Origin of the sequence: Micromonospora sp. HB375 (assembly GCF_017872985.1) — a bacterium.
In the GTDB taxonomy this organism is placed as follows: Bacteria; Actinomycetota; Actinomycetes; order Mycobacteriales; family Micromonosporaceae; genus Micromonospora; species Micromonospora chalcea.
Window position 1 is genome coordinate 6,397,465 of sequence record NZ_JAGGJO010000001.1, and the last position, 15,300, is coordinate 6,412,764.

Annotated in this window: 14 protein-coding genes; 6 read left to right on the forward strand and 8 right to left on the reverse strand. The window is 72.5% G+C overall.

Annotated features, from left to right (window positions below; genetic code table 11):
* Nucleotides 1–13 precede the first annotated feature (13 nt).
* Entirely contained in the window at nt 14–958 is a 945-nt protein-coding gene (locus tag J3R08_RS28460; protein ID WP_030502860.1) for a Ppx/GppA phosphatase family protein, read from the reverse strand.
* Nucleotides 959–1,032: 74 nt separating this feature from the next.
* On the opposite strand from J3R08_RS28460, the gene J3R08_RS28465 reads away from it, so the two are divergent.
* On the forward strand, nt 1,033–1,839 hold the full coding sequence (locus J3R08_RS28465) for a hypothetical protein (RefSeq protein ID WP_043328070.1): 807 nt from the start codon (nt 1,033–1,035) through the stop codon (nt 1,837–1,839).
* 40 nt (nt 1,840–1,879) lie between these two features.
* Here the strand turns inward: J3R08_RS28465 and J3R08_RS28470 are convergent, their stop codons facing one another.
* The 3 genes from J3R08_RS28470 to J3R08_RS28480 all read right to left on the reverse strand — a co-directional run bounded on the left by J3R08_RS28470 (nt 1,880) and on the right by J3R08_RS28480 (nt 5,466).
* Nucleotides 1,880–2,455, reverse strand: a complete 576-nt coding sequence (locus J3R08_RS28470; protein ID WP_209963405.1) for a hypothetical protein — start codon at nt 2,453–2,455, stop codon at nt 1,880–1,882.
* Between the two features lie 1,013 nt (nt 2,456–3,468).
* The gene (locus J3R08_RS28475) at nt 3,469–4,152 is read right to left on the reverse strand and encodes a response regulator transcription factor (protein ID WP_030504594.1); all 684 of its coding nucleotides are present in this window, start codon (nt 4,150–4,152) and stop codon (nt 3,469–3,471) included.
* A gap of 21 nt (nt 4,153–4,173) precedes the next feature.
* A complete protein-coding gene (locus J3R08_RS28480) occupies nt 4,174–5,466 on the reverse strand; it encodes a cell wall metabolism sensor histidine kinase WalK (protein ID WP_043328065.1) in 1,293 nt (430 codons plus the stop codon).
* 199 nt (nt 5,467–5,665) lie between these two features.
* On the opposite strand from J3R08_RS28480, the gene phoU reads away from it, so the two are divergent.
* The gene (gene phoU / locus J3R08_RS28485) at nt 5,666–6,310 is read left to right on the forward strand and encodes a phosphate signaling complex protein PhoU (protein ID WP_043328064.1); all 645 of its coding nucleotides are present in this window, start codon (nt 5,666–5,668) and stop codon (nt 6,308–6,310) included.
* Between the two features lie 104 nt (nt 6,311–6,414).
* Here phoU and J3R08_RS28490 read toward each other — a convergent pair whose 3' ends face one another.
* Nucleotides 6,415–7,182, reverse strand: coding sequence for a phosphoglyceromutase (locus J3R08_RS28490; RefSeq protein WP_043328063.1), 768 nt, complete (start codon nt 7,180–7,182; stop codon nt 6,415–6,417).
* Between the two features lie 150 nt (nt 7,183–7,332).
* Here J3R08_RS28490 and J3R08_RS28495 point away from each other — a divergent pair, with 150 nt between their 5' ends.
* Complete coding sequence (locus J3R08_RS28495) at nt 7,333–8,658, forward strand: MFS transporter (protein ID WP_209963407.1); 1,326 nt, start codon at nt 7,333–7,335, stop codon at nt 8,656–8,658.
* A gap of 80 nt (nt 8,659–8,738) precedes the next feature.
* Nucleotides 8,739–9,989 carry an MFS transporter gene (locus J3R08_RS28500; protein ID WP_043328060.1) on the forward strand — a complete coding sequence of 417 codons (1,251 nt, stop codon included), beginning with the start codon at nt 8,739–8,741 and terminating at the stop codon, nt 9,987–9,989.
* A 374-nt stretch (nt 9,990–10,363) separates the two neighbouring features.
* Here the strand turns inward: J3R08_RS28500 and J3R08_RS28505 are convergent, their stop codons facing one another.
* From J3R08_RS28505 to mshA, 3 genes are all read right to left on the reverse strand, one after another.
* The gene (locus J3R08_RS28505; RefSeq protein ID WP_209963409.1) at nt 10,364–11,308 is read right to left on the reverse strand and encodes a hypothetical protein; all 945 of its coding nucleotides are present in this window, start codon (nt 11,306–11,308) and stop codon (nt 10,364–10,366) included.
* A gap of 77 nt (nt 11,309–11,385) precedes the next feature.
* Complete coding sequence (locus J3R08_RS28510) at nt 11,386–11,919, reverse strand: YbjN domain-containing protein (protein WP_043328058.1); 534 nt, start codon at nt 11,917–11,919, stop codon at nt 11,386–11,388.
* A gap of 45 nt (nt 11,920–11,964) precedes the next feature.
* Complete coding sequence (gene mshA / locus J3R08_RS28515) at nt 11,965–13,326, reverse strand: D-inositol-3-phosphate glycosyltransferase (RefSeq protein ID WP_209963411.1); 1,362 nt, start codon at nt 13,324–13,326, stop codon at nt 11,965–11,967.
* Between the two features lie 171 nt (nt 13,327–13,497).
* On the opposite strand from mshA, the gene J3R08_RS28520 reads away from it, so the two are divergent.
* Nucleotides 13,498–14,262, forward strand: coding sequence for an SDR family NAD(P)-dependent oxidoreductase (locus tag J3R08_RS28520; RefSeq protein WP_209963413.1), 765 nt, complete (start codon nt 13,498–13,500; stop codon nt 14,260–14,262).
* Nucleotides 14,262–15,044, forward strand: coding sequence for a class I SAM-dependent methyltransferase (locus tag J3R08_RS28525; protein ID WP_209963414.1), 783 nt, complete (start codon nt 14,262–14,264; stop codon nt 15,042–15,044). Before J3R08_RS28520 ends, J3R08_RS28525 begins: the two co-directional genes overlap by 1 nt.
* Nucleotides 15,045–15,300: the final 256 nt, after the last annotated feature.

Consider the following 15,300-nt stretch of genomic DNA (forward strand, 5'->3'; position numbering starts at 1 on the left):
AGCGCTCGTACGGTCACATCGGCGCGAGCTGATCCAGCCGACGCAGGATGACGCCCTCGCGCAGCGCCCACGGGCAGATGTCCACGCGGTCCACACCGAGCCGCCGCATCACCGCCTCGGCCACCACCGCGCCCGCGAGCAACTGGTGCGCCCGCTGCGCGCTCACCCCCTCCAGCTCGGGCAACTGGGCCGGCGGGATGTGCCTGATGAACCCCAGCACCTGCCGCAGGCCGGTACGGGTCAGGCTGCGCCGCGCCCACAGGCCCGCACCGGAGGGAGCGGCGCCGGCCAGCCGGGCCAGCGTGCGGAACGTCTTCGACGTGGCGACCGGACGCTCCCAGCCCACCGCCGTCAACTGCTCCACCACCGGGTCGAGCTGCGCGTCCACGTACGCCCGCAGTTCCTCCACGGCCTCGGCCGACGGCGGCGCCGTGCCGGCCGGGTCGACCGCCAGCCGCTCCCGGCTCAGCCGGCCCGCGCCGAGCGGCAGCGAGATCGCCACGTCCGGGTGCTCGTCGATGCCGGCCGCCAGCTCCAGCGAGCCGCCGCCGATGTCCATCGCCAGCAGCCGCCCGGCGGACCAGCCGAACCACCGCCGCACCGCGAGGAACGTCATCCGCGCCTCGTCCGCCCCGGAGAGCACCTCCAGGCGTACGCCCGTCTCGTCGCGGACGCGGGCCAGCACGTCGGCGGCGTTCGTGGCGTCGCGAACAGCGCTCGTGGCGAACGCCAGCAGATCCTCGGCGCCCAGCCCGTCCGCCGCCGCCCGGGCCATGCCGACCGCCTTGACCAGGCCGTCCGCGCCGCCGACGGTGAGCGCGCCGTCCGGACCGATCTGCTCGGCCAGCCGCAGCACCACCTTCTCCGAGTGCGCCGGCCACGGATGCGCGCCGTGGTGGGCGTCGACCACCAGCAGATGCACCGTGTTGGAACCGACGTCGAGGACACCCAGTCGCATGGGAAAGACCCTAGGGCCAACACGTTTCGTCGGCTCGGCGGCCGGGCGGGGTCACCGCGCGTACGCTGGTCCGAGTGACAGGGCAGATCGAGCTTCACGTGCTGGTGGACGACCCCGAGGACCCGCGCAGCCGCGAGGTCGGGCTGGACTTTCCCCGGGAGTGGATCGAGTTCGTCGACCCGGCCGACCCGAAGCACGTCGTCCGCGCCGACCTGACCTGGCTGCTCTCCCGCTGGACGTGCATCTTCGGGCAGGGCTGCCACGGCATCATCGCCGGACGGGCCGCCGACGGGTGCTGCTCGCACGGCGCGTTCTTCACCGACTCCGACGACGAGAAGCGGGTCCGGGCAGCGGTCAAGCGGCTGACGCCGGAGACGTGGCAGCACTTCCGGCGCGGGTTCAAGAACTGGACCGAGAACGACACGGTCGACGGCAAGACGCCGGCCCGGCGTACCGCCACCCGCGACGTGGACGCCCCGTGCGTGTTCCTCAACGACGCCGACTTCGCCGGCGGTGGCGGCTGCGCGCTGCACGCCCAGGCGCTGCGCGACGGGGTGCACCCGCTGGAGTACAAGCCGGACGTGTGCTGGCAACTGCCGGTACGCCGCGACCAGGAATGGCACAAGCGGCCGGACAACACGAAGGTGCTGATCTCCACGCTGGCCGAGTTCGACAGGCGCGGCTGGGGCGCGGGCGGGCACGACCTCGACTGGTGGTGCACCTCCTCGACCGACGCGCACGTCGGCGCCGAGCCGATGTACGTCTCGTACGGGCCGGAGCTGACCGCGCTGATCGGCGCGCCCGCGTACGCGAAGCTGGCCGAGCTGTGCGCCGCCCGGCAGCGCCAGGGTCAGATCGCCCCGCACCCCGCAAGCGAGTGAAGGCCGGCACCCCGTCTCGGGGTGCCGGCCTTCGTATCTCTTACTTGTTCCAGTGCTGGGCGACGAGGTCGGCGGCCTGCTGCTCCCACTGGGCGTAGTGGTCCGGGTAGGCGGAGACCTGGACGGTCTGGGCGGCCTTGGTCAGGGGCATGTCCTGCCAGCCGTCGACCTGCTTCAGACCCTTCAGGAACGCGGTCGTGGAGTACTCGGGGTCGGTGATCTGCTCCACCGTGCCCCAACCGGAGGAGGGGCGCTGCTGGAACAGGCCCTGCGAGTCGTGGTCGTTGCGGTCACCGAGGTGGCCGAGGTTCTCCAGCTTCGACTCCTGCAACGCGGTCGCGATCGACACGACCGCGGCACGCTCGTCCATGCCGGCCTTCTTCGTCGCCGCGATGATCGCCTTCACGTTCTTGGTCTGCTCGTCATTGAGGTCGATGCGGGACTGGTCGCCCTGCACGCCGTGCGGAATCAGCTTGTCGGACTGCACCGTGGCCGTGACCGGCTTCGCGTGCGCGGTGGTGTCGGCCGCGTGGGCGGCGACCGGGCCGGCGAACACGCCACCGGTGAAAGCCAGACCAGCAACACCCAGAACGCTCTTACGCAGAATCGTGTTCATGATGGGGGCTCCATTCGGGGGTCGACACACCCCCCGGGGGGACCGGGGGTGCGTGGGCACCGTCAGGCGCTCAAGAAAGTCTCAAGGGGGATCTCGGCTGCTCGCGGGGGCTGGTGGGCCTCTACGCGGCGCCGGAAGCATGTCCAACGACCGTCGGCCCGGCATCATTCCCGGACCAGCTCACGCTGTCGGGGGTGCGGCGCGGGGCTCACGTCGTCGGAACCATGCTCAACGACCAGCCGGGCGGGATGATTCCCCGCGGCTCACGCCGCCGCACGTAGTCAACGACCGGCACTGTTCCCACAGCCCGCACCCCCTCGCTCCGGGGGCGCGGCCCTGCTCGGTCGTTCACCCGGTTACAACGCCACCGGCCCGCCCACGATTCCGCCACCAGAGTGCCGCCCACCACCCCCGAACCCGACACCCCCGCCCACACACGCCAAACCCCCACCGCGCCCAGCCCGGCCGCCTCGCTCCACGCCCTGTTGATCAAGGAGTTTGCGGCCCTTTCCGGCACCCACGAGCCCACTAACTCCTTGATCACCGCGATCTTGGAGTTGTGGCACCTCACGAGGGGCGTCAAGCCGGGCATCCTGGGCACCACAACTCCAAGGCCCAACAAACCTCCACCAGGCCCCCACACCGGGTTGATCATGAGGTTAGCGGCGACAAACCGGACACCAAGTGTCGCCAAGTTCATGATCGACGCGACCGAGCAGGACGGTGCGTTGGGCGGGAGCGAAGCGGCCGCGACCGGCCCCGCGATCTTGCAGTTTGCGCCCTCCGAGCACCCGATTCGCCCGGTTTGCGGGGCACCAAAGTGCAAGATCGCGCGATCGAGGGAGGGCTGGGCGGAGAGTGGGGATCGAGAACTCCCGGGGAGGCCCCGAGGGTCGGGGATCTTGGAGTTGTGGTGCCTCGCGAAAGGTGTCAAGCCGGGCATCCTGGGCGCCACAACTCCAAGATCGACGGGGGCGTGGACGGGGGGACGGGCGGGTGGCCGGCCCGGGGGGTCAGGGCTCGAACTTGTAGCCCAGGCCTCGGACCGTGACGATGTAGCGCGGCGCGGACGGCTCCGGCTCGATCTTGGAGCGCAGCCGCTTCACGTGCACGTCCAGCGTCTTGGTGTCGCCCACGTAGTCGGCGCCCCAGACCCGGTCGATCAACTGCCCGCGGGTGAGCACCCGCCCGGCGTTGCGCAGCAGCAGCTCCAGCAGCTCGAACTCCTTGAGCGGAAGCTGCACCCCGGCGCCGCCGACCGTCACCACGTGCCGTTCGATGTCCATCCGGACCGGGCCGGCGGCGAGCGTCGGCGCGCCCGTCTCGTTCGACTCGGCGCTCTGCCGGCGCAGCACCGCCCGGATGCGGGCGACCAGTTCACGCGGCGAGTACGGCTTCGTCACGTAGTCGTCGGCGCCGATCTCCAGGCCGACCACCTTGTCGATCTCGCTGTCCCGCGCGGTGACCATGATGATCGGCACGTGCGAGCGCTGGCGGAGCTGCCGGCACACCTCGGTGCCCGACATCTCCGGCAGCATCAGGTCGAGCAGCACGATGTCGGCGCCGGTCCGGTCGAACTCGGTGAGGGCGTCGGTGCCCGTCGCGGCGACGGAGACCTCGAAACCCTCCTTGCGGAGCATGTAGGACAGGGCGTCGGAAAACGACTCCTCGTCCTCGACCACCAGTACGCGGCTCAACGGGTGTTTCCTTTCCTGTGGTCAGACCTGCCGGAGCTCGGCCGGGCCGGCCTCGATCCCAGCGGAGGCGAGTGTCGTCTCCAGGTCGTCCGGGGGGCGGGCGGGCAACCGGAGGGTGAACGTCGACCCCCCACCAAGAGTGCTCGACACGTCCACCCGGCCGCCATGGTTGCTGGCGATGTGCTTGACGATGGCCAGTCCCAGGCCGGTGCCGCCGGTCGCGCGGGAGCGGGCCTGGTCGGCGCGGTAGAACCGCTCGAAGATCCGGTCCACGTCGTTCGGGGCGATGCCGATGCCCTGGTCGGCCACGGCGATCTCGACGTGTTCGTCGGTTCCGGTGACCGTCACCCGGACCGTGGTGTCCTCGCCGGAGTAGGTGATCGCGTTCTCCACCAGGTTCGCCACCGCGGTGGCGAGTTGGCTGTCGCTGCCGTACACGGTCAGGCCCCGCTGCCCGCCGACGGCGATCTCCACCCGGCGGGCGGCGGCCGCGGTGCGGGTGCGGTCGACGACCTCGGCGAGCACCCAGTCCACCGAGACCGGCTCGGGCGCGGGTTGCGGCTCGGCGCCCTGGAGGCGGGTCAGTTCCAGCAGCTCCTGCACGAGGCGGCCGAGCCGGGTCGACTCGTGCTGGATCCGCTCGGCGAACCGCCGCGCGGCGACCAGGTCCTCGGACAGGTCGGGCGCGCCGTCGGAGGCCGGTTCGGTGGCGTCGACGAGCGCCTCGGCGAGCAGTTGCAGCGCGCCGATGGGTGTCTTCAGCTCGTGGCTGACGTTAGCCACGAAGTCCCGGCGTACCCGGGCGAGACGGTGCGACTCGGTGACGTCGACCGCCTCGATCGAGACGTAGCCGGAGCCCAGTCCCATCGCCCGCAGGTGTACGCCGAGCGGGTTGTCGCCACCGCCGTCGCGGCCCCGGGGCAGGTCCAGCTCGATCTCGCGCCGCACGCCCGTGCGGCGGACCTGCCCGGCGAGGGTACGGATCAACGGGTGCGCCGCGATCGAGCCGGGTGTCGCACCGGTACGCAGCAGACCCATCGCCCGGGCGGCCGGGTTGACGAGGACCGGCACGTCGTCCGGGCCGAGTACCACCACGCCGGCGCGCAGCGAGTCGATCGTCTTGCGTCCGAGCCCGGATAGGCCCCCCTGCTGGTCGTCCGGAATCGTCGGCCTCCCTGCGTCACGACGGGTGGTCCCGCCGCCCCGCGACGCCCGCCGGCGCCGCCACTGCTCAACCGGTCCGGACAGCGTCGCCCCGGCGACCAGCCCGGTCACCAGCGCCACGGCCACCGCGACCGCCACCGCCCATTCCACCCGGCGATCGTAGGGTCATTGTTAACCCGGGGATCGGGCACAAAGGGACGAACCACTCTCGCTTCCGGCAAAGTTCACCTGCGGGCCCCGCGTCGTTCACCCACGTTCATCCTGGTGCCGACCGTTCGGCCTAGCGTGGGGCGCGCACCTGCTCCCGCCGTACCCCTCGGGGTCGCGGCACCGACCCCAGGAAGTGACGATGCGCGACGAGTTCCGGGCCGACCTGCAGATTGTCAGCCAGTTGCTGGTGGACATGGCCGAGGCGGTACGCGCGGCCATGCGGCAGGCCACGAAGGGTCTGCTGACCGCCGACCGGACGGCCGCCGAGACGGTGATCGCGCGGGACGCCGAGATCGACGAGCTGTATCGGCACGTGGAGGAGCGGGTCTGCGACCTGCTGGCCCGGCAGGCGCCGGTCGCCTCCGACCTGCGTGCCATGATCACCGCGCTGCACGTGGCAGCCGATCTGGAACGGATGGGCGACCTGGCCGACCACGTGGCGAAGACGGCGCTGCGCCGGCACCCGTCCCCGGCCGTCCCGGCGGAGCTGCGGCCGGTCTTCACCGACATGGCCGGGATCGCCGACCGGATGGCGGAGAAGATCGGGTCCGTGCTGGCCAAGCCGGACGCCGCCGTGGCCGCCGAGCTGGACGGCGACGACGACGCGATGGACGACCTGCACAGGAGCCTGTTCGGTGTGCTGCTCGGCGACGACTGGCCGTACGGGGTGGAGACGGCGATCGACGCGACGCTGCTGGGCCGCTTCTACGAGCGTTTCGCCGACCACGCGGTGAACGCGGGCGAGCACGTGGTCTACCTGATCACCGGTTCGACGTCCGCCTGACCCCGGCCCGCGCGCAAGGAAGGGCCCCTTATTAACAGCGAGCGTTAATAAGGGGCCCTTCCTCTACCGCAGACGTTAAAAAGGGGCCCTTCCTTACACCAAGCTCAGCGGCCCTGGTTGGCTACCGCGGCGGCGGCGTCCTTCGCCGCGTCCGGGTCCAGGTACGTGCCGCCGAGCACCTGGGGACGCAGGTCGGCGTCCAGGTCGTAGCGCAGCGGGATGCCGGTGGGGATGTTCAGCTTGGCGATCGCCTCGTCGGAGATCTGGTCGAGGTGCTTGACCAGGGCGCGCAGCGAGTTGCCGTGCGCGGCCACCAGCACCGTCCGGCCGGCCAGGATGTCCGGCACGATCGAGTCGTACCAGTAGGGCAGCATCCGGTCGACGACGTCCTTCAGGCACTCGGTGCGCGGCATCAGCTCGGTCGGCAGCAGCGCGTACCGGGGGTCGCCGACCTGCGACCACTCGTCCGCGTCGTCGATCGGCGGCGGCGGCGTGTCGTACGACCGGCGCCAGAGCATGAACTGCTCCTCGCCGTACTCGTCGAGGGTCTGCTTCTTGTTCTTGCCCTGCAGGGCGCCGTAGTGGCGCTCGTTGAGCCGCCACGACCGGCGCACCGCGATCCAGTGCCGGTCGGCGGCGTTCAGCGCCAGCTCGGCGGTGCGGATGGCCCGGCGCAGCAGGCTCGTGTGCACCACGTCCGGCAGCAGGTCGTGCTCGCGGAGCAGCTCGCCGCCGCGCCGCGCCTCGGTCTCCCCCTTGGCGGTCAGGTCGACGTCGACCCAGCCGGTGAAGAGGTTCTTGGCGTTCCAGTCGCTCTCGCCGTGCCGCAGCAGGACCAGCGTCCCGACGGTGGGCCCCTCGCTCGCAGTCATGCCGATCATCCTGCCGTACCGGGGCGACGGGCACGCGCCGACCGGTCGTGACGACCACCACGTGGAAAACCTGATGACCACGCCTCCGGCCCGGCACTAGGTTGTAAGGCGCTTTAAACAGATCGGTCATTACCACACGGGGGCGTCGGGATGCGGACGGTACGAGGCTGGTTCCAGGACACGACGGGTGGCCTGCCACGGACGTTCTGGTACCTCTGGGCCGGCACGCTGATCAACCGGCTCGGCTCGTTCGTCCTGATCTTCCTGGCCATCTACCTGACCCAGGAACGCGGCTTCTCCGCCGCCCAGGCCGGTCTGGTGATCGGTCTCTGGGGCGCCGGCGGCGCGGTCGGCACCACCATCGGCGGCACCCTGACCGACCGCTGGGGACGGCGGCCCACGCTGCTCGTCGCGCACGTCGGCGCGGCGGGCATGATGATCGCGCTGGGCCTCGCCCGGCCGCTCTGGGCGGTCGCCGTGGGCGCGCTGCTGCTCGGCGCGTTCGCCGAGGCGGCCCGCCCGGCCTTCGGCGCGATGATGGTCGACGTGGTGCCGGACAAGGACCGGCTGCGCGCCTTCTCGCTGAACTACTGGGCCATCAACCTCGGTTTCGCCTGCGCCGCCGTGCTCGCCGGCTTCGCCGCCCAGGGCAGCTACCTGCTGCTGTTCCTGGTGAACGCGACCACCACACTCGTGACCGCGCTGATCATCTTCGCCAAGGTCGGCGAGACCCGCGGCCCGGTCACCACGCTCCCGGTCAAGGGGATGCCGGCGCAGGCCGGCGCGCTGCGCACCATCCTCGCCGACCGGGTGTTCCTCGGCTTCGTCGCGCTCAACCTGCTCGCCGCGCTGGTGTTCCTCCAGCACATCTCGATGCTGCCGATCGCCATGGGCGACTCCGGGCTCAGCCCCGCCACGTACGGCTCGGTGATCGCGCTCAACGGCGTGCTCATCGTGGTCGGCCAGCTCTTCGTACCCCGGCTCATCAAGGGCCGCAGCCGCTCACACGTGCTGGCGCTCGCGTCGCTGGTGATGGGCGCCGGTTTCGGGCTCACCGCGTTCGCCGACACGGTCTGGCTCTACGGCCTGACCGTGCTGATCTGGACCGTCGGCGAGATGCTCAACTCGCCGTCCAACGCCACCCTGATCGCGGAGCTGTCCCCGGCCGCGCTGCGCGGCCGCTACCAGGGCGTCTTCTCGCTGTCCTGGCAGCTCGCCGGCGCCGCCGCGCCGATCCTCGGCGGCCTGGTCCGCGAGCAAGCCGGCAACAGCACGCTCTGGCTCGGCTGCGCGGGCATCGGCGTCGTGGCGGCCGTCGCCCACCTGATCTCCGGCCCGGCCCGGGAGCGCCGCGCGCTCGCGCTGCGCGCAGTGGGCACGCCGGTCGCGCCGGTCACCGCCACCGCCTCCCCGGCGCCCGAGGCGGCCGAGGCCGCGGCCACCGCACCCGCCGCGCCGGTCCGGGCCGGTTCCTGAGTACGCCCCGACGCGACCGCCCCGAGGCGGGTGGATACCGTACGGGACGGAATCGGTAAGGAAACCTTCCTGGAGGACTGGTGCACGGCCTGCGGCGCTGGTGGGACGACACGGCCGGCGGGCTCCCCGCCACGTTCTGGTACCTCTGGTCCGGCCTGCTGATCAACCGGGCCGGCGCGTTCGCGCTGCTGTTCCTGTCGCTGTACCTGACCGTCGCGCGGGGCGCCCCGCCGTCGCTGGCCGGGCTGGTGGTCGGCGCGTACGGGATCGGCGGCGCGGCCGGCACGCTGCTCGGCGGTGTGCTGGCGGACCGCTGGGGACGGCGGGCCACGCTGCTCGCCGCCCACCTGGTCGCCGCCGGGCTGATGGCGGCGCTGGCGTTCACCACGCACCTGGCGGTGATCGCCGTACTCGCCACGCTGGTCGGGGTGGCGCACTCGATGCCCAGCCCGGCGTTCGTGGCGGCCATCGTGGACGTGGTACCCGAGGCGCGCCGCTCCCGCGCGTTCAACCTGCAGTTCTGGGCGTTCAACCTGGGCATGGCGGTGGCCTCGCTGCTGGCCGGAATCCTCGCCGAGGCCAGCTTCACCGCGCTGTTCCTGGTCGACGCCGCAGCCACGCTGGCGGCGGCGGTGGTGATCGCGCTGAAGGTGCCGGAGACGCTCACCCGGCGGCCGGCGCTCACGCCACGGGCGGTGATGGGACGCCGTCCAGGGCTGCACACCGCGCTCACCGACCGCACGTTCCTGGTGTTCGTCGGGCTGACGTTCCTGCTGGCCGTGCTGACCATGCAGACCTCGACGATCATGCCGCTGGCGATGCGCGCGGACGGCCTGCGCCCGTCGGCGTACGGGCTGGTGGTGGCGCTCGGCGGGGCGCTCATCGTGGTCGGGCAGCTGTTCGTGCCCCGGCTCATCGAGCCGTACCGCAAGTCGACGGTGCTGGCCGCCTCCACCGCTCTGATGGCGCTCGGGTTCGGCACGCTGACAGTCGCCGACGGGCTGCCGCTCTACCTCGGCGCGGCGGTGGTCTGGACGGCCGGGCAGATGCTCGCCGCACCGCCGAACGCGCAGATCAACGCCGACCTCGCCCCACCCGAACTGCGGGCCCGCTACCAGTCGGTGTTCTACCTGACGTTCCCGGCCGCGTCGTTCGTCGCGCCGGCGCTGGGCGGGCTCAGCCTGGAACATCTGGGCGAGCGGCACTGGCTGGTGGTCGGCGCGCTCGGGCTGCTGGCCGCCGCCGGGCACCTGCTCGCCGGGCCGCCCCGGGAGCGCCGGGTCGCCGCGCTGCGGGCGGCAGCCGTGGAACCGGTCTCGTCTGCCCGCTGAACGCCGACAACGGCAGAGCGCCCATCCCGACCCCCGTCGAGATGGGCGCTCTGACCGTACGCCCGGCGGCGGCGGGCGACACTCACCCCCGTAAGCGTCGCCCGCTCGCGCCGCCGGTTCCACGGGTGGCACCGTCCCCCAACGGCGTGCTCCACCCGATCTTCGCATCTCGCCTGCGCGGATCTGATCGATCCACCGCTCCCCCGAACGGAAACAAGCGTGACGCGGTGCAATAAAGTTAGTTCGCCCAGATTCCGGATTCAACCCAGATCGCTGTCTTGCCCGTCACAGCGTCCGTGTCGGGAATCCGGCTGTCCGTGCTGCGGTCCCTGGGATGGCAAACACCGGATTCCCGGGGTCCATTCCCGTAAACCTCAGCCGTCCTCGCGATTCGGGTTCTCGGTCCGGAAGAAGTTGCTCTGCCGCCCGTCCCGCATCTGCTCCTGGTAGATCAGGTTCAGCCGCCGCAGGTCGAACGTCCGGAACCAGTCGTCCCAGGTGATCTCCCGGATCCGGCTGCTCTCCCGGTAGCCGGGGATGTTGAACGTCAGCACCCCGGGCCGGCCCGCACGCTCGGTACCGGCGATGGTGGCCGGCTTCGCGCCCCGCGCCCGCGCCCAGCGCTGGATCACCTCGTGGTTACGGGTGACCAGGCTCCGGCCCGGACGCTCCGGCCGGTCCGCGAGCGACGTGATGAGCTGCGACGATCCGATCGACCGGCTGGACGCCGGCCCACGGGTCGGCGCGCTCTGCGCCCGAGCCGACGTCGCCTTCCGGGCCGGTGCCGCCTTGGCGCGTGAAGGAGCGGCCTTCGCCCTCGACGGAGCCCCCTTCTTCGCCCGGGCGGGCGTGGCCTTCGCGCGGGACGGAGCCGCCTTCGCACGCGTCGCGGTCGCCCGCGACGAGGTGGCCTTGGCGCGGGGCGGGGCCGCCTTGCGCGTACCCGTCGCCTTGGCCCTGGCACCGGTGGCCCGCGCGGCCGGCGCGGACTTGGCCGGCGACGTGGCCCGGCGGGCAGTGGTCTTCTTCGCGGCGGTGCTCTTGCGGGTCGCGGCCGGCCGCCCGGCCGGTCCGGAGCTGCGCCGCGCGGCGCCGCCCTCCCCGCGCATCGTCCGCGCCAGGGTCTTCACGAGTTCCGGCTTCCGCAGCGCGGAGATCCCGGAGACCCCGCGCCGCTTGAGCTGGCTGCGGATGTCGTCCACCTTCATCCGGGAGATCGCCGACTCCGACACCCTCGGGGTGTTCGGCGTCTGGTTGCCGGGTTGCCGCTTGGTCCGAGTCGCAGTCGTGCCGCGACCTGAGCTGTTGCGCTGAGCCATGGGACACGCTCCTCGACAGTCCGTCCTCGGCCCGCGGTGGGTCCCAATGCTCCGCACCGCGCGGGGCGGCATACCCGTCAGGAGGGCTCCGAACCTCCGGCGGGCGATCCGGCAGTGGCGGACGGCTCGAAGAGGTGCGCGAACGCGGCCAGGTTGGCAGTCGACTCGCCGCGCTTGACCCGCCACTCCCACTCCCGGCGGATGGCCGTGCCGAAGCCGATCTCCAGCATGCTGTCGAACGACTCGTCGGCGTACGTCAGCACGGAGCCCAGCAGCCGGTCCAGCTCGTCGGCGTCGACCCCGGCCAGGTTGACCCGACCGGTCAGGTAGACGTCGCCGACCGCGTCGATGGAGAACGAGACGCCGTACATGCGGGCGTTGCGCTGCAGCAGCCAGGCCCACAGCTCCTCGCGGCGCTCGTCGGGCTGGCGCATCACGAACGCCTCGACCCGCAGCGCGTGCTCGCCCACGATCAGGTTGCAGATCGTCTTGAGCTTGTGCGTGCCCGGCAGGGTCACCGCGTACGACGCCTCGCCGGTCGACTCCCACTCCAGCTCGCGCTCGGCGCAGACGGACTCGATCAGCGCGGCGACCTCACTCCTGCGGCTCATCGCACCCACTCTACGACCGGTCGACCGGGGCCGCCGGACGGGTGATCACCAGGAGCACAGCATCGCCGGGTCGCCGAGCCGCCGCGCCAGCCGGGCCCGGTGCTCGGTGATCGCCTCCCCGTAGACGGCGAGCAGGCCGGAGGCGGTGCGGTGCCAGGAGAAGTCCCGGGCGTGCCGCTCGGCGCCCCGGCCCAACGCGGCACGGCGTACCGGATCGGGCAGCAGGCGCGCCAGCGCCCGGGCCCAGTCGACCGGGTCGTGGCCGTCGATGAGCATGCCGCTGACGCCGTCGCGTACCGCGGTGACCAGGCCGCCCACGGCGGCGGCCAGCACCGGCGTGCCGCACGCCTGGGCCTCCAGCGCGACCAGGCCGAACGACTCGTTGTGCGACGGCACCGCGACCAGGTCGGCGGCGCGGTAGAGGGCGGGCAGGTCCGCGCCGGTCTGCGGCGGCAGGAACCGCACCCGGTCGGCGATGCCGAGCGCGTGCGCCAGCTCGATCAGGGCGGTGGGCCGGTCCAGGCCACTGCCGCTGGGCCCGCCGCAGATCACCACGGTCAGCTCGCCGGCCAGCGCCGGATCCCGTTCACGCAGCGCGGCGGCGGCACGGACCAGCACGTCCGGCGCCTTGAGCGGCTGGATGCGGCCGACGAACGCGACCACGTACCCGTCGGCCGGCAGGCCGAGCCGGCGGCGTGCGGCCCGGGTCGCGGCGTCCCGGTCACCGACGGCGGGACGGAACCGCTCCAGGTCGACGCCGGGTTCCACGATCGCCACCCGGTCCGGGTCGGCCGCGTACCGGTCGAGCAGGTCACGGGCCTCGACCCGGGTGTTGGCGACCAGCCGGTCCGCCTCGGTGACCACCTGCTCCTCGCCGATCACGCGGGCCTTCGGCTCGGGGCGGTCCCCGGCGGCGAGGCGGGCGTTCTTGACCTTCGCCAGCGTGTGCGCGGTGTGCACCAGCGGTACGCCCCAGCGCTCCTTGGCCAGCCAGCCGACCTGACCGGAGAGCCAGTAGTGCGAGTGGATCAGGTCGTAGTGGCCCGGCGGGCGGGCCGCCTCGGCGCGCAGCACCCCGGCCGTGAAGGCGCAGAGCTGGCCCGGCAGTTCCTCCTTGGTCAGCCCCTCCAGCGGCCCGGCGGTGACGTGCCGGACGGACACGCCGGGCGCCACCTCGACCACCGGGGGCAGGTCACCGGCGGTGGCCCGGGTGAAGATCTCCACCTCGACGTCGGCCTCGGCCAGCCGCCGGGCCACCTCCAGGATGTAGACGTTCATGCCGCCCGCGTCACCGGTGCCGGGCTGGTGCAGCGGCGACGTGTGCACCGAGAGCGTGGCGATACGGCGGGGCCGCGGCCACGGCAGAGCACCTCGCTGACGACCGACACCGGTGTGCAAATCCGCCACGTCCGCTCCCTCTGTCACGGTTGATGCCGTCCCGCACGACCGGCGCTTCTCGGTCAACCCGTGTGCCGGATCTCATCTTCCCCATCGGGGTTCGGAAATGCCCTTCGCCGGGTCCCCGGCGTGACGGACCTCATCACCGCGCCCGGCCGGGCGGCGGGGGACAATGGCCGGATGACTTCAGTCGCCATCGTCACCGGGGCGTCCAGCGGGATCGGCGCGGCCACCGCCCGCCGGCTCGCCACCGAGGGATTCCACGTGCTCGCCGCCGCCCGGCGTACCGACCGGCTCGCCGCGCTGGTCGCCGAGATCGAGGCGGCCGGCGGCGCGGCGAGCGCGGTGGCCTGCGACGTGACCTCGGACGAGTCGGTCGCCGGGCTGGCCGCCGCGGCCGAGGCCGCCCCCGGGCCGGTCACGCTGCTGGTGAACAACGCCGGCGGCGCGCGCGGCCTGGACCCGGTCGAGACGGCCGACGTGGGCGACTGGCAATGGATGTACGACGTCAACGTGCTCGGCACGCTGCGCGTCACCAAGGCGCTGCTCCCGGCGCTGGAGCGCTCCGGCGCCGGCACGATCGTGATCGTCAGCTCCACCGCCGGGCACGTCGTCTACGAGGGCGGCGGCGGCTACACGGCCGCGAAGCACGCGCAGACCGCAGTCGCCGGCACGCTGCGGCTCGAACTGTGCGGCCGACCGGTCCGGGTGATCGAGATCGACCCCGGCATGGTGAAGACCGAGGAGTTCGGCCTGGTCCGTTTCGGCGGTGACGCCGACCGGGCCGAGGCGGTCTACGCCGGTGTCGCCGAACCGCTGGTGGCCGACGACGTGGCCGACTGCGTGGCCTGGTGCGCGACCCGCCCGCACCACGTCAACATCGACCGGCTCGTGGTCCGCCCGCTGGCCCAGGCCGCACAGCACAAGGTGCACCGGGAGTCCTGATGGAGCGTCCGCTCGGCGTGGCCACCCGGGGCACCACCAACCCCAACCGGCTCCGGCGGGTGGACAACTGGGTCGTCGAGACCTGCGGCGACGCGCTGCGTGCCGCCGCCGACCCGCTCGTGGTCGACCTCGGCTACGGCGCCACCCCGGTCACCCCGGTCGAGCTGCGCGCCCGGCTGGCGTCCGGGGTCCGCGCCGACGTGCGGGTGGTCGGCCTGGAGATCGATCCGGTACGCGTGGCCGCCGCCCTGCCCGCCGCCGACCCGCCCGGGCTGACGTTCGCCAGGGGCGGCTTCGAGCTGGCCGGACTGCGTCCCGCGCTGGTGCGGGCGTTCAACGTGCTCCGCCAGTACGACGAGAGCGAGGTGGCCGACGCCTGGCACACAGTCACCGGGCGGCTCGCGCCCGGCGGGCTGCTGGTCGAGGGCACCTGCGACGAGCTGGGGCGGCTCGGCTCCTGGGTGCTGCTGGACGCCACCGGCCCTCTCACGCTCACGTTGTCGGCGAAGCTGACCACGCTGGAGAGCCCGGCCACGCTCGCCGAGCGGCTGCCGAAGGCGCTGATCCACCGCAACGTGCCGGGTGAACGCATCCACGACCTGATCGAGGCGCTGGAGCAGGCGTGGCGCGCGGCCGCCGGCTACGCCCCGTTCGGCCCCCGGCAGCGCTGGCTGCGGACGGTAGAGGCGGTGAAGGAGTCAGGCTGGCCGATCCAGGACAGCCCTCGTACGTGGCGCCACGGCAACCTCACGCTCCCCTGGCCCGCCATCTCCCCCCGCTGACCCGCCCGCCCCCGCCCCCCCACCCACCGCCCACCGCCCACCGCCCCGCCGATCTTGGACTTGTGGCGCCCATCTTGCCCCGTTTGGCCCAGTTCACGAGGCACCACAACTCCAAGATCAAGGGAGACGTCGCCCCTCCCCTGGAACCCCCGGCGGGACCCTTCGAGTCCAGCGTTGATCTTGCACTTGCTGCCCCGGCAATACGGGTCAAACCGCTCGGACCGAGGGCCGGAAGTGCAAGATCGCGGGGGTGGGA

What these genes read in the sequence shown, in the direction of transcription:
- J3R08_RS28520 (WP_209963413.1), top strand. Translation starts at nt 13,498, where the DNA reads ATGACTTCAGTCGCCATCGTCACCGGGGCGTCCAGCGGGATCGGCGCG.
- J3R08_RS28505 (WP_209963409.1), bottom strand. Translation starts at nt 11,308, where the DNA reads ATGGCTCAGCGCAACAGCTCAGGTCGCGGCACGACTGCGACTCGGACC.
- J3R08_RS28490 (WP_043328063.1), bottom strand. Translation starts at nt 7,182, where the DNA reads ATGACTGCGAGCGAGGGGCCCACCGTCGGGACGCTGGTCCTGCTGCGG.
- J3R08_RS28510 (WP_043328058.1), bottom strand. Translation starts at nt 11,919, where the DNA reads ATGAGCCGCAGGAGTGAGGTCGCCGCGCTGATCGAGTCCGTCTGCGCC.
- J3R08_RS28525 (WP_209963414.1), top strand. Translation starts at nt 14,262, where the DNA reads ATGGAGCGTCCGCTCGGCGTGGCCACCCGGGGCACCACCAACCCCAAC.
- phoU (WP_043328064.1), top strand. Translation starts at nt 5,666, where the DNA reads ATGCGCGACGAGTTCCGGGCCGACCTGCAGATTGTCAGCCAGTTGCTG.
- J3R08_RS28470 (WP_209963405.1), bottom strand. Translation starts at nt 2,455, where the DNA reads ATGAACACGATTCTGCGTAAGAGCGTTCTGGGTGTTGCTGGTCTGGCT.
- J3R08_RS28460 (WP_030502860.1), bottom strand. Translation starts at nt 958, where the DNA reads ATGCGACTGGGTGTCCTCGACGTCGGTTCCAACACGGTGCATCTGCTG.
- J3R08_RS28495 (WP_209963407.1), top strand. Translation starts at nt 7,333, where the DNA reads ATGCGGACGGTACGAGGCTGGTTCCAGGACACGACGGGTGGCCTGCCA.